10 protein-coding genes, 1 tRNA gene and 1 pseudogene are annotated in these 12915 nt (G+C 70.0%); 7 read left to right on the forward strand and 5 right to left on the reverse strand.

Annotated elements, in window-relative coordinates; translation table 11 throughout:
- Positions 1–17: 17 nt before the first annotated feature.
- Positions 18–368 (reverse strand): hypothetical protein, encoded by a 351-nt coding sequence (locus U1T56_RS04830; protein ID WP_418158308.1) that lies wholly within the window; start codon positions 366–368, stop codon positions 18–20.
- Positions 369–587: 219 nt separating this feature from the next.
- Between U1T56_RS04830 and U1T56_RS04835 the strand changes: the two genes are divergently transcribed.
- Positions 588–663: transfer RNA gene (locus U1T56_RS04835), tRNA-Thr, on the forward strand.
- A 385-nt stretch (positions 664–1048) separates the two neighbouring features.
- Here the strand turns inward: U1T56_RS04835 and U1T56_RS04840 are convergent.
- A pseudogene (locus U1T56_RS04840) lies at positions 1049–1177 on the reverse strand (IS481 family transposase); the annotation flags it as partial.
- An 8-nt stretch (positions 1178–1185) separates the two neighbouring features.
- A complete protein-coding gene (locus U1T56_RS04845; protein WP_418158309.1) occupies positions 1186–1695 on the reverse strand; it encodes a ComEA family DNA-binding protein in 510 nt (169 codons plus the stop codon).
- Positions 1696–1854: 159 nt separating this feature from the next.
- Between U1T56_RS04845 and U1T56_RS04850 the strand changes: the two genes are divergently transcribed.
- The 4 genes from U1T56_RS04850 to U1T56_RS04865 all read left to right on the forward strand — a co-directional run bounded on the left by U1T56_RS04850 (position 1855) and on the right by U1T56_RS04865 (position 7189).
- Complete coding sequence (locus U1T56_RS04850) at positions 1855–2190, forward strand: HesB/IscA family protein (protein ID WP_418158310.1); 336 nt, start codon at positions 1855–1857, stop codon at positions 2188–2190.
- Between the two features lie 23 nt (positions 2191–2213).
- Positions 2214–2537: a 2Fe-2S iron-sulfur cluster-binding protein gene (locus U1T56_RS04855; protein ID WP_418158311.1), complete on the forward strand. Its 324-nt coding sequence runs from the start codon at positions 2214–2216 to the stop codon at positions 2535–2537.
- A 4-nt stretch (positions 2538–2541) separates the two neighbouring features.
- Complete coding sequence (gene mnmA, locus U1T56_RS04860; RefSeq protein WP_418158312.1) at positions 2542–3711, forward strand: tRNA 2-thiouridine(34) synthase MnmA; 1170 nt, start codon at positions 2542–2544, stop codon at positions 3709–3711.
- 94 nt (positions 3712–3805) lie between these two features.
- The gene (locus U1T56_RS04865) at positions 3806–7189 is read left to right on the forward strand and encodes an adenylate/guanylate cyclase domain-containing protein (protein ID WP_418158313.1); all 3384 of its coding nucleotides are present in this window, start codon (positions 3806–3808) and stop codon (positions 7187–7189) included.
- A gap of 23 nt (positions 7190–7212) precedes the next feature.
- On the opposite strand, the gene U1T56_RS04870 is transcribed toward U1T56_RS04865, so the two are convergent.
- On the reverse strand, positions 7213–8391 hold the full coding sequence (locus tag U1T56_RS04870; RefSeq protein WP_418158314.1) for an NAD(P)/FAD-dependent oxidoreductase: 1179 nt from the start codon (positions 8389–8391) through the stop codon (positions 7213–7215).
- Between the two features lie 155 nt (positions 8392–8546).
- Between U1T56_RS04870 and U1T56_RS04875 the strand changes: the two genes are divergently transcribed.
- Both U1T56_RS04875 and U1T56_RS04880 read left to right on the forward strand, forming a co-directional pair.
- Positions 8547–8945, forward strand: coding sequence for a hypothetical protein (locus U1T56_RS04875; protein ID WP_418158315.1), 399 nt, complete (start codon positions 8547–8549; stop codon positions 8943–8945).
- 10 nt (positions 8946–8955) lie between these two features.
- Positions 8956–9747: a DUF6338 family protein gene (locus U1T56_RS04880; RefSeq protein ID WP_418158316.1), complete on the forward strand. Its 792-nt coding sequence runs from the start codon at positions 8956–8958 to the stop codon at positions 9745–9747.
- 9 nt (positions 9748–9756) lie between these two features.
- Here U1T56_RS04880 and U1T56_RS04885 read toward each other — a convergent pair whose 3' ends face one another.
- Positions 9757–12915, reverse strand: coding sequence for an efflux RND transporter permease subunit (locus tag U1T56_RS04885; protein ID WP_418158317.1), 3159 nt, complete (start codon positions 12913–12915; stop codon positions 9757–9759).

Raw genomic sequence — 12915 nt, forward strand, 5'->3', positions numbered from 1 at the left:
CCCCGGGTCGTCGCCGGTCAGACCGCAGCGGAACAGGTCGCTCGGGAAGCGCTCCCATTCGGCGGTGCTCTCAGCACCGGGCGGCGGATGGCGCTGGCGCCGGTCTTGCGGCCGGTACCACGCCATCCGGCATCGGCACCCGGTAGCGGCTGGTGGCGGCTGCGCGGCACTGCCAGCTCGATCTCGCTCGGCTCGCTCAGCAGGTGCCGGCGATAGCCGCCGTTGCGCCGGCCGGCTGCGCCGCGCCGGGCCATCCGCTCCAGGTGCCGGTCGATCGAGTGCGCCATCTGGCTTTCCAGGATGTCGCACGGCACCTCACCGGCTGCCGAGCGATAGTCCTGGCTCCACTCCAGCCCTTCGATCTGCATTGCCTTCATCATCTCGAACGCAGCCGGTAAGCTGGCAATCGTTACTGCATGTGGCATTGGGGGACGCTCCTGGTGCGGGCTTCAGCAACGCCGCTGGGAGCATCCGCTCTCGGACCTCGACACGAAACCCCGTGCGTCCCCGCCAGGGAGCAGAGCATTGACGACACGCCCAGGATCGGCTAGTCCCGAGCCCGCCACCGATCCTGGTGGTGCTGGCGCGCCGCAGTAGCTCAGTCGGTAGAGCAGCGCATTCGTAATGCGCGGGTCGGGAGTTCGAGTCTCTCCTGCGGCACCATATCTTCCAGAGACTTGGCTGCGTTCCGTCTTCTTGGCCTAGAGCCATGTCGTCACCGCGTGGAAAGTTGCGGCTACGTGGGGTATCAGGGCCTGCCGCCTCCAGCGCCGCCCGCACACGAGCTTGCCCTGCCCGTCGTCCTGTCCGGTTGCGAGACCTCCTCGGCGGCTTCGACGACCATTAGGGCTCGGGGCAGCGTGCAGGGATCGGCGGGCGGCTCGTGGTGGGGACTGGCGGGCCGTTTGCAGCGTCGGAGCCGCTCGCGGACGACGTTCTCGGCTGATCGTCCCGCCGGGACCCGCTGGCGGCGGGCGTGGCAGGCTTGGTTGCAGCCCTTGAGCAGACGTTCCAGGTCGCGGTGGCTGTGGATCGTGATGCCCGGCACCTCGCGGATGGTCTCGGTGCTGACCCCGTAGCGCCGGACCAGCATGCCGGTGCGCTCGGGCGAGCGGGCGATCTCGGCGCGTACGGCGGGCGTGGCACGGGCGTTGGGATGGAGATCGAGAGCAACCAGACAGCCCCCTAGACCGTGAGATGCTGCTTCACGGCCTTGTAGACCCGCTTGGGCAGCACCTTCTTCAGATCCTTGATCCGTCCGAAGGGCCGGTGCGCGACGATCTTGCGCGCCCGCTTCTTGCCGATCTTGCGCAAGGACATCAGCATGTCCGGCGAGGCCCGGTTGAGATCGATCAGTGCTTCGGCCAAGCCCGTGACCGCACCCACAGCGCCGAGCGTGCGCCCGAGCATGCCGGTCTCGGGCTCGCCCGCGGACTGCTTGGGTGGCTCGCCGCTTCCTGCCGCCTCGCGCCTGATCGCGCGCGCGGCGGCACCGGCAGCACCCGGCAGCCGGTCGCCCGCCACGGTTCGAGCCGGCTCCTGCTGCCGGCCGTCGCCATCCGACAGGCCGTCCTGGCATGCACGATGCTCGAAATAGGCGTCGTAGGCCATCGACGCGAGGCCGATCCCGGCTGCCGCCAGATCGACCGCGGTCCTCAGCCCGCTGCCTTTGCTGCTCTTCTTGCTCTTGCCCATGGCGTTGTCCTTCTCTCGGCAGAGGAAACCAGCGGGCGCCGCCCACCGTTCCCCTGCGCGTTCGCGAGGGCTTGTCGGCGTGCGTTTCGTCCCGACATAAGAGGGCAGCGCGGAAGGAGCAGGCTTTCGCGGACGGTGGATGGTGGAGAGAGAAAAAGGATGGCACGGGCTGCGATCTCCTTGACGCCGGCGGCAGTCGAGCGTGTGCGCTCGCTGCTCGCGACCAGGGGCGAGGGTGCGCTCGGTCTGAAGCTCGGCGTGAAGCCCTCGGGCTGCTCCGGCTTCAGCTATCGGCTCGACTTCGCGCGCGAGATCGAGCCCGGTGCCGAGGTCGTCGACGTCGATGGCCTCAAGGTCGTGATCGAGCCCTCGGCACTCATGTACGTGCTCGGCACCGAGCTCGACTTCGTCGAGGACAAGCTCGGCGCTCAGTTCGTGTTCAGGAACCCGAACGAGAAGGCGCGCTGCGGCTGCGGCGAGAGCTTCTCGGTCTGAGGCGGCATAGAGGACGTGCCCGCTTGCCTGCCGTGACCTTCGTGCTGCCCGATGGGCGGCGGCGCAGCTTCGACGTGGCGGAGGGGCTCACCCTGCTCGACGTGGCGCGCCTGCACGACATCGCGATCGAGGGGGCGTGCGGTGGCTCGATGGCCTGCGCCACCTGCCATGTCGTGGTGGACGAGGCGTTCTGGGACCTCCTGCCCGAGCCTGCGCCGGAGGAGGAGGACATGCTGGATCTCGCCCCCGAGCTTGAGGCCACCTCGCGCCTGGGCTGCCAGATCAGGATGACGCAGGCCCTCGACGGTCTCGTCGTCCGTGTCCCGCGCACGACGCTTCTGGAGTAGGCCCATGCGCCTGGATCTGGGCCTGGGCAAGCGCCCGGCCGACAGCCGCATCGTCGTCGCCATGTCGGGCGGGGTCGACAGTTCGGTGACCGCGGCCCTTCTCGCCGAGGCGGGCTACGAGGTGGTCGGCATCACGCTCCAGCTCTACGACCACGGCGCCGCCGTCGGCCGCAAAGGGGCCTGCTGCGCCGGCCGCGACATCCACGACGCGCGGGCCGTCGCCGACCGGCTCGGCATCCCGCACTACGTCCTCGACTTCGAGGCCCGCTTCAAGGCAGCGGTGATCGACGACTTCGCTGCGGCTTATGCCGAAGGCCGCACGCCGATCCCCTGCGTGCGCTGCAACGAGCGGGTCAAGTTCCGGGATCTCCTCGCGGTCGCGCGCGACCTCGGCGCCGACGCGCTGGCGACCGGCCACTATGTCCGCCGCGAGGAGGGGCCGGACGGTCCCGAGCTGCACCGCGCCGCCGATCCCGCCAAGGACCAGAGCTATTTCCTGTTCGCGACCACGCGCGAACAGCTCGGCTTCCTGCGCTTCCCGCTGGGTGCTTTCGACAAGGCCACGACCAGGGAGCACGCCCGCCGCTTCGGCCTGTCCGTGGCCGGGAAGCCCGACAGCCAGGACATCTGCTTCGTGCCTGCCGGGCACTACAGCAGCGTCGTCGCCCGCCTCCAGCCCGGCGCTCTCGAGCCCGGGGAGATCGTCCACGTGGACGGCCGCGTGCTGGGTCGCCACGCCGGCACGGCGCACTACACGGTGGGCCAGCGGCGCGGCCTCGGCGTCGCCGACGGCGAACGGCTCTACGTGGTCGGCATCGAGCCGCGTGCCCGGCGCGTCGTGGTCGGCCCCAAGGAGGCGAGCTACTGCGGGACGATCGAGCTCATGGGCGTCAACTGGCTCGCCGGTCCGGCGCCTGAGGGCGGACTCGAGGTCGAGGTCAAGACCCGCTACAACGAGCCCGCCGTCGCGGCCCGCGTTTTCGATCTCGGGGCAGGCCGCGCCAGGGTCGAGCTTCAGGAGCCGCAGCCCGGCATCGCTCCGGGCCAGGCCTGCGTGTTCTACGCCGGCACGCGCCTTCTGGGCGGCGGCTGGATCGAGCGGGCACCGCTGCTCTGGCAGCGCCCGCAGGCAACGCAGGCCGGGTTCAGGCCGGCGGCGGCGATCGCCGGTTGACGCTAGGGGGGCCGCCGAGGATCATCTGATCCTCGGGCTCGCTGCCAACGGAGAGGAACGCCGTACCTGGGGCGGCCATGGAGCGTTCGGTACGATGGTCGGGCAAAGCTTCGACATCGGCGCTTGGCTGAGGATCCTCGGCCTCGGCCAATACGAGGCCGCGTTCCGCGACAACGATGTCGATCCGCCGCTGCTGCCGAGCCTCACGAGCGACGATCTCAAGGATATGGGCATCGCCTCGGTCGGGCATCGCCGTCGCCTCCTCGAGGCGATCGCGGCGCTGCACGCCGCGGACATGCCAACGACGGACGGCACGCTGGCGGCCGGGACCGCAGCACCGTCGGGCGCAGCGGCTCTTCCGCGTGCCGAGCGCCGTCAGCTCACGGTGATGTTCGTCGATCTCGTCGGTTCGACGGCACTCAGCCAGCGGCTCGATCCCGAGGAGATGGGCGAGCTCATCCGTGCCTACCAGAACACCGTCGCCGGCGAGGTCGTCCGCTTCGAGGGCCACCTCGCCAAGTACATGGGCGATGGGGTGCTGGCTTATTTCGGCTGGCCCACGGCGCACGAGGACGAGCCCGAGCGCGCGGTTCGGGCCGGGCTCGCAGTTGCGAAGATGGTGGCGGGTCTCGCGACGCCTGCGGGGGCGCCGCTCGAGGTCCGGGTCGGCATCGCCACCGGCCTCGTGGTCGTGGGCGATCGGATCGGCAGTGGCAGTGCCCAGGAGGAGGCGGTCGTCGGCGAGACCCCGAACCTCGCATCCCGGCTGCAGGAGCTGGCCGAGCCAGGAAGCATCGTCGTCGCCGAGGGCACGCGCCGCCTTTTGGGCGATCTCTTCGCGCTGCGTGAACTCGGAGCGGTGCGCCTCAAGGGCTTCGCCGAGCCAGTGCGGGCTTGGCAGATCGCCGGCGAGGGAACGGCCGAGGACCGTTTCGAAGCCCTGCACGCCGCCGGGCTGGCACCGCTGGTCGGCCGCGAGCACGAGCTGGCGCTCCTGCTCGACCGCTGGGAGCGGGCGAGAGATCGTGAAGGCCAGGTGGTCCTGCTCGCGGGCGAGGCAGGCATCGGCAAATCCCGTCTCGTCCGAGCCCTACGCGAGCGTTTGACCGGGGAGCCGCACACGCCGATCAGCCACTTCTGTTCGCCCTATTACCAGAACACCGCGCTTCATCCCATGGCCGACCTGCTCGAACGGGCGGCGGGGCTGCGGCGCGAGGATCCGCTCGAGCGCCAGTTCGACAAGCTCGAGGCCCTGCTCGGGCTCGCAACGAAGGACGTCCGCGAGGTCGCGCCGGTTCTCGCCGACCTGCTCGCGATCCCGGTCCCGGAGGGCCGTTACCCGCCGCTCGCACTGAGCCCGCAGCAGAAGAAGGAGCGGACCTTCCGGGCCCTGCTCGACCAGCTTGCCGGCCTCGCGGCGCACAGGCCGGTGCTGGCGCTCTACGAGGACGTACACTGGGCCGACCCGACCACGCTCGAGATCCTGAGCCGAATGGTGGAGCAGGTGCAGCGCCTGCCGGTGCTGGCGGTGATCACCTTCCGGCCCGAGTTCACTGCACCCTGGACGGGGTACGGTCACGTCACCGCACTTTCGCTGAGCCGGCTGGGTCGACGGCAGGGCGGGGCGATGATTCAGCGAGCGAGTGGCGGCAAGGCGCTTCCGGCCGAGGTGGTAGAGCAGATTCTGGCCCGCACCGACGGCGTGCCGCTGTTCGTCGAGGAGCTGACCAAGGCGGTGCTCGAGTCCGGTCTGCTCGTGGACAAAGACGGCCGCTACGAGCTGGCCGGCCCATTGCCGCCGCTGGCAATCCCTTCCACCCTGCAGGACTCGCTCATGGCCCGACTCGACCGGCTGGCACCGGTCAAGGAGGTGGCGCAGGTCGCGGCCGTGATCGGGCGGGAGTTCTCCTTCGAGCTGCTGGCTGCCGTGGCGGCCATGAGGGAATCGGAGCTGCGTCAGGCCCTGGACCGGCTGGTCGCGGCCGATCTCGTGTACCCTCGCGGTACCCTTGCCGATGCTCGCTACGTCTTCAAGCACGCCTTGGTTCAGGATGCCGCCTATGCCAGCCTTCTGCGCAGCCGGCGGCAGCTTCTCCATGCGCGGATCGCGACGGCCCTGGAGGAGCGCTTTCCGGATACGGCCCAGGCCGAGCCGGAACTCCTGGCGCATCACTGCTCCTCGGCCGGCCTCGCCCGGAAGGCGACGGAGGCCTGGGCCAGGGCCGGCCGGATGGCGCTGGCCCGCTCGGCGACGGCCGAAGCGATCGCGCATTTTCGCGCGGCGCTCCAGGAACTTGCCGGCACGCCTGAGGGGACGGCGCGCGATCGCGAGGAGCTCGCCATCCAACGTGCCCTGGGCAGCGCCATGATGGCGGCACATGGCTTTGCGGCTCCCGAGACCGGCCGTGTCTACGAGCGAGCCTTGGCGCTGAGCGAGCAGATGGGCGAGGTAGAGGAGCTGTTCCCGGCGCTTTACGGTTTGTGCCTGTTCCATCTCTACCGTGCCGAGCCGGAGGCCGCACGCGAGGCAGCCGTACGCCTTCTACAGCTCGCTGCGCAGGACGGCGATCGGGGCCGCCTGTTCTTCGCTCACCGCGCCGCCGGGGTGAGCGCCTACCCGGCCGGCGACTTCATGGCGGCACGGCAGCATCTTGAGCAGGCGCTCCTGCTCTATGATCCGGTCGAGCACCGTGCTCCGACGTTCGTCTATGCTTTCGACCCGCAGGTCGTCTGCCTGGACTATCTGGCGCGCAGCTTGTTCCCCATGGGCCGGGTCGCCGAGGCGCTGCGCTGCGGCGAGCAGGCGCTCACGGAGGCGCGTCGTCTCGGCCATCGCAACTCGCTCTGCCTGCCCCTGTTCTTCGGCGCCACGCTGCACCAGCTTCTGGGCGACCGGGAGCGCGTGCTGGCACGTATCGACGAGCTTGGTGTGATCGCCGTGGAAGAACGGTTCCCGATCTGGGCCGCGGGCGCACAGGTGCTGCGCGGCTGGGTTGCAGCCGACCGGCGGACGATCGAGGAGGGGATAGGGGCCTGGCAGGCGACCGGCGCCGGCTTCATGGTCCCCTACTTCCAGGCCCTTCTGGCGGAGGTGCAGGAGGGTGAGGGACAGGTCGAGGAAAGCGCGGCACGGCTGCGCGAGGCGGTGGGGCGTGCCGAGGCGACCGGCGAGCGGTGGTACTTGGCCGAGCTGTACCGTTGCCTGGGAGAGAGGCTTGCGAGCCTCGGCGAGCAGAAGCAGGCCGGCTCCTGGCTCGAGCGCGCGTTCGAGCTTTCGGGGCAGCAGAGCGCCTGGCTCTGGCAGTTACGTGCCGCGATCGGCATGGCGCGCCACCGGCTCGGTGCGGAGGATCCGGCTGTGACGCTGGCATCGGTCCATGCCCGCTTCGCCGCTGATGACGACGTGCCGGAGCTTGCCGAGGCCGATCGGCTGCTTGGGGGCGGCCGGGCGGTGGCAGGCCCGGTCCCCGCCGGATAAGGCCGAGAGGCGGTCCCGCAGTCTCAGATCACGTTGCGCTCGATCAAGGGCTCGCCTCGCAGGATGCGCTCGAGGCCCAAGGGCGAGAGGTCGAGCGTGCGGTAGCGGCCGTGCACGACGAGCTCGGCGATCCCGCGGCCCACCGCTGGTGATTGCTGGATGCCGTGGCCGGAGAAGCCGTTCGCGAAATAGAGATTTCTGATCTCGGGATGCGGCCCGACGATGCCGTTGTGGTCGAAGACGTTCATCTCGTAGTAGCCGGCCCAGGCGTTCACCACCTTGAGCCGCTCGAAGGCCGGCACGCGGGCGGCGAGCGCCGGCCAGATCACCTCCTCGAACAGGCCGTGGTCGGGCTCGAGCGGCAGATCGTCCAGATCCTCGCCGGGTCGGGGCGGCGCACCCGTGATGAAGTGCTGCCCTTCCGGCCGCAGCCAGAAGCCCGAAGGATCGATCAGGAGCGGGCAGCCCGGCAGCCGCTCCGGGCAGGACAGGACGAACACCGAGCGCGCCCGTGCCCGCACCGGCAGATCGACCTCCGCCATGGCGGCGATGCGCGCGGCCCAGGGACCCGCGGCGTTGACGACCGCATCGCAGGCGAGCGTGCCGCCATCGGCGAGGCGGACGGCCTCGATCCGCTCGCGGCCGCGCACGAGGCCCACGGCCTCGGCCTTGAGGTAGCGCGCCCCTTGCGCGATCGCCTTGGCGCGAAAGGCGCGCAGGAGGCCGTAGCCGTCGAACCAGCCTTCGCCCGAGAGCCCGAGCGAGCCGCCGGCGAGCCCCTCGACGTCGAGCCAGGGAAAGCGCTCGCGCAGCTCCGCGGGCGTTAGGAGGACGACATCCGCACCGTGCGCACGCTGGACGGCATGGTTGGCACGCAGCGTCTCCATCCCAGCCGGAGTCGCGAGATAGAGATAGCCGGGCTCGACAAGGCCGATCTCCGGCGGCGGCTCGCCCTCGACCCGGAGCCTTTCGCCCAGCGTGCGCAAAAAGCCGATGCCGAACCTGCCGATCTCGATGTTGACCGGACTCGAGAATTGCTGGCGGATCGAGCTCGCCGAGAGGGCCGAGCTCGCCATGGCATAGCCGGGGTCGCGCTCGACCACGACGACCTCGCCCACGAAGGCCGGGTCGGCGGTGAGCCAGTAGGCGACGGCGCTGCCGATGGCGCCACCGCCGATGATCACGACACGCTGTCGGGTCACATGTCCTCTCCGCCGCCGGCCATCTCCGTTTTCGGGATGACTACTGCGACGCGGCACAGGAGTCACCGTCGTCGGCTGCAGAGGTCGGTCGCGTCGATGGTTCTTCGGCCGCTGCTGCGGTATGGTTTCACGACGGGAGGAGAAGGGGGACCGCCATGCCGACCAAGGGGGCCGACCATCTTGTCGACATGCTCAAGACGGCGGCCGATCATCTGCGCAGCCTCGAGCTCGACCCGAGCCTAGATCTCGACCCTGCCACCCGGAACCTGATCCGGAAGACCGCCCAGGAGCTCCTGTCGCTCGGCAGCGACGTCGATGCCGTGGTCGCCGGGCGGATGGACCTGCCGCGCGCCAGCGACGATCGGGCCGCCGCGGTCGCCGGGGATCTGGATCGGGCGTTGCGCCACGTCACGGACGCCGCTGCGCGTGGGGGCGAGCTCGGCAAGGCCGTGGGCGACATGGCGCAGGTCGCGGACGACTTCCGCGACCAACTGAGGCGGGCGGGTGGTGCCGGCGGTCCGGGTGGTGGTGGCGGTAGCCAGGGATGGCCGTGAGCGCCGTGCCATGGACCTCTCCGTCACCGGCCTGAGCCTCGGCGCCTTCCTGGTGCTGCCCGGCTACTGGGCGAGCACGCTCCAGATCTGGTGTGCCGGCGCGACGCAGGCCGAAGGTGCCGGCGAGTGGCTGGCGATGAGCCTCCTGCGCAGCATCGCGCTGAACGCCATCGCCCTGCCGCTGGCGCTGCTGCTCCCCGGCCTGAGCGTGTCGGTTCCCCTCGACGCGAGCATCGAGAAGGTCGGGCAGGCGATCGTTGCCCTGCCGGTGATCACGTTCCTGCGCTATGCCGGGGTGCTCTACGCGCTGGCGACCCTGCAGGGCCTCGCCTTCGGCCTCCTGCAGCGCTGGACCAAAGGGCTCGCCTGGGCGTTCGGCTGGACCTCCATGACACCGTACGAGGACGTCTGGAACGACGTCCTCTCGGAGCGCTTCCGCAGCGCCGAGAATCTCGCCCGCAAGGGCACGGCGTCGCTCTTGTGCCCGTGGCTGCGCCTGACGCTGCCGGACGGGCGCGTCATTCTCGGGCGGATGCAGCGCAGCAGCGTGCGGATCGAGCAGGACAAGCCGATCGAGGTGTATCTGGAGCCGGTCTACCGGCTCGACGCGGGCAGCCGCACGATCCGGAGCCTCGCACACGATCTCGTCGGAGCCACGGACGAGGCGCTCTACCTCCGGCTCGAGCCCGGAACCGCCGTCGAGATCATTCCCGCCGTCGCCGGATGGCGGCCGAGCTTCGCCGCTGCTCCGCCGCCCGTGGCACCGGTCCCGTTCGCGCCGCGCAGGACGGCTCGGCCCTGAGGCGGCGGCTCAGCCCGGCTGAGATGCCGGTGCGTCACGCCGCCGGCCCAGACGTGCGAGCCGGCGGGTGACGACGTAGAACACCGGCGTGAACAGGAGACCGAACAGCGTCACGCCGAGCATGCCCGAGAACACGGCCGTGCCGAGCGAGCGCCGCATCTCCGCACCCGCCCCGGTCGCGATCACGAGCGGCACCACGCCCAGGACGAAGGCCATGGAGGTCATGAGGATCGGCCGCAGCCGTACCCGTGCCGCATCGACGGCGGCCACGTGCGCCGCCTCGCCCTCCGTCTCGCGCTGCTTCGCGAACTCGACGATCAGGATCGCGTTCTTGGCGGCGAGGCCGACCAGCACGATCAGCCCGATCTGGACCAGGATGTCGTTCTCGAGGCCGCGGAAGAGCACGCCGGCCATGGCGGCGAGCAGGCACATCGGCACGATCAGGATGACGGCGAGCGGCAGGAGCCAGCTCTCGTACTGGGCCGCGAGGAACAGGAACACGAACACGACCGAGGCCATGAACACCCAGATCGCGGTGTTGCCGGCGAGCTTCTCCTGGTAGGCGAGCTCGGTCCACTCGAAGCCGAAGCCGTCCGGCAGCACCTCGGCCGCGAGTCGCTCCATGGTGGCGATCGCTTGGCCCGAGGAGAAGCCGGGAGCGGCAGCACCCTGCACCTCGGCCGCCGGATAGAGGTTGTAGTGCGGCACGCGGTAGGCGCCGGTGAGATCCCGGAAGGTCGCGACCGAGCCCAGAGGCACCATGTCGCCGCGCTCGTTCCGGGTCTTGAGGTTGGCGACGTCGCGCAGCTCGCGCCGGTAGGGTCCGTCGGCCTGGATCTGAACGCGGAAGGTGCGCCCGAGATAGTTGAAGTCGTTGGCGTAGGTCGAGCCCAGATAGACGCCCAGCGCATCGAACACGTTCTGCACCGGTACGCCCAGCATTTCGGCCTTCACCCGGTCGATGTCGGCATAGATCTTGGGCGTGCGCGTGTTGAAGAGCGTGAACACCGAGACGAGGCCCGGCTCCTGGTTCGCACGCGCGACGAGCGCGTCGGTCGCGGCCTCGAGCGCTTCGGGGCCACGGCCGCGGCGGTCCTCCACGTAGAGCTTGAAGCCGCCGCCGGTGCCGATGCCGCGCACGGGCGGCGGGCTGATGACGAGCGCCGAGGCCTCTTGGATGCCGCCCAGCGACCTGCGCAGATCGGCGGCGATGTCCTCGGTCCGAATGCCCTTCTTCACCCGCTCCTCGAACGGCTCGAGCGTCACGAAGACGGCACCGGCGCTGGGGGCGTTGGTGAAGGTCGCCCCGTCGAAGCCGGCGAAGCCCGCCGTGTGGGCGACACCCTCGACCGCGAGGGCCCGCCTGGTCGCCTCGCGCACGACGCGGTCGGTGCGCTCGAGCGAGGCGCCCGGCGGGAGCTGGATCGCCGTGATCAGGTAGCCCTGGTCCTGCTGGGGAATGAAGCCCGTGGGCGCCTTCTGGAAGCTCGAGGCTGCGAGCCCGATGAGGCCGGCATAGACGACGAGCACGAGCAGGCTCAGCCGGACGAGCCGGCGGGTGAGCCCGCCATAGCCCAGCGAGAGCCTGTCGAACAGCCAGTCGAAGCCGCGAAAGAAGACCCGGATCGGTGCGGTCAGCCGCGAATGCCGCGCGTGCTCGCCGTGCGGCCGCAGCAGCAGCGCGCATAGCGCCGGCGAGAGGGTCAGGGAGACGAGGCAGGAAATCAGGGTCGAGGCGGCGATGGTGACCGCGAACTGACGGTAGAACTGTCCCTGGATGCCCGTGACCGCCGCCGCCGGGATGAACACGGCCGAGAGCACCAGCGCTATCGCGATCAGAGCGCCGCCGACCTCGTCCATGGTCCGATGCGCGGCCTCCTCGGGCGAGAGGCCCGCGCGCAGGTTGCGCTCGACGTTCTCGACCACGACGACGGCGTCGTCCACGACGATGCCGATCGCGAGCACGAGGCCGAACAGCGAGAGGTTGTTGAGGCTGAAGCCCAAGGCCGCCATCACGGCGAAGGTGCCGACGAGCGAGATCGGGATCGCCACGATCGGAATCACCGCCGCCCGCCAGATCTGCAGGAACAGGACGACCACGACCACGACGAGGGCCACGGCCTCGAAGATCGTCTTAATCACCTCGTCGACCGATTGCTGGATGAACTCGGTCGGGTTGTAGATGATCGCATAGTCGAGGCCCTCGGGGAAGCTCCGCTTGAGCTCCGCCATGGCGCGCTCGACCGCCGCGGCGGTCTGCAGCGCATTCGAGCCCGGGAGCTGGAACACGCCCAGGGCCGTCGCCTGGCGCTCGTCGAGATAGGCGTTGCGCAGATAATCCTGCGCCCCGAGCTCCACCCGGCCCACGTCGCGGATCCGGGTCACCCGGCCGTCCGCATCGGTCTTGACGATGATATCCCCGAACTGGCGTGCATCGGCCAGCCGGCCCAGCGTCTCGATGCTGAGCTGCCAAGCACCCGGGTTCGGCACCGGGAGCTGGTTCAAGGTGCCCGAGGCGACCTGGACGTTCTGCGCCTGGACGGCGCGCACGACGTCGCCGGCGGTGAGGCCCAAGGCCGCCATGCGGTCCGGGTTCAGCCAGATCCGCATGGAATAGTCGCGCGCTCCGAACACCTGGATGTCGCCGACCCCCTTGATCCGCGCCAGCACGTCCTTGATCTGCAGCGTGGCGTAGTTCGAGATGTAGAGCTGGTCGAGCGACCCGTCCGGCGAGTTGAGATGGATCACCATCATCAGGTCGGGCGAGTTCTTCCTGGTCGTGACCCCGCGCCGACGCACCTCCTCGGGCAGCCTGGGCAGGGCGGTCGCCACCCGGTTCTGGACCAGCACCTGCGCCTCGTCGAGGTCGGTGCCGAGCGCGAAGGTCACGGTGATCTGGGCGTTGCCGTCGCCGGTCGACTGCGAGGTCGTGTAGAGCATGTTCTCCACACCGTTGATCTCCTGCTCGAGCGGTGTGGTGACGGTCTCGGCCACGACCTCGGCCGAGGCGCCCGGGTAGCTCGCCGAGACCACCACGGTCGGCGGCGCCACCTCGGGGTACTGGGAGACCGGCAGTGCGTAGTAGGCGATGCCGCCCACGAGGGTGATCACGATCGCGATCACGGCGGCGAAGATCGGCCGGTCGACGAAGAAGTGCGAAAAGCGCAT

It is taken from the genome of Benzoatithermus flavus (assembly GCF_037908215.1).
GTDB lineage: Bacteria > Pseudomonadota > Alphaproteobacteria > Geminicoccales > Geminicoccaceae > Benzoatithermus > Benzoatithermus flavus.

Coding starts and splice junctions, on each gene's coding strand:
- U1T56_RS04830 (WP_418158308.1), bottom strand. CDS start 368: ATGCAGATCGAAGGGCTGGAGTGGAGCCAGGACTATCGCTCGGCAGCC.
- U1T56_RS04845 (WP_418158309.1), bottom strand. CDS start 1,695: ATGGGCAAGAGCAAGAAGAGCAGCAAAGGCAGCGGGCTGAGGACCGCG.
- U1T56_RS04850 (WP_418158310.1), top strand. CDS start 1,855: ATGGCACGGGCTGCGATCTCCTTGACGCCGGCGGCAGTCGAGCGTGTG.
- mnmA (WP_418158312.1), top strand. CDS start 2,542: ATGCGCCTGGATCTGGGCCTGGGCAAGCGCCCGGCCGACAGCCGCATC.
- U1T56_RS04865 (WP_418158313.1), top strand. CDS start 3,806: ATGGTCGGGCAAAGCTTCGACATCGGCGCTTGGCTGAGGATCCTCGGC.
- U1T56_RS04875 (WP_418158315.1), top strand. CDS start 8,547: ATGCCGACCAAGGGGGCCGACCATCTTGTCGACATGCTCAAGACGGCG.
- U1T56_RS04880 (WP_418158316.1), top strand. CDS start 8,956: ATGGACCTCTCCGTCACCGGCCTGAGCCTCGGCGCCTTCCTGGTGCTG.
- U1T56_RS04885 (WP_418158317.1), bottom strand. CDS start 12,915: ATGCGCTTTTCGCACTTCTTCGTCGACCGGCCGATCTTCGCCGCCGTG.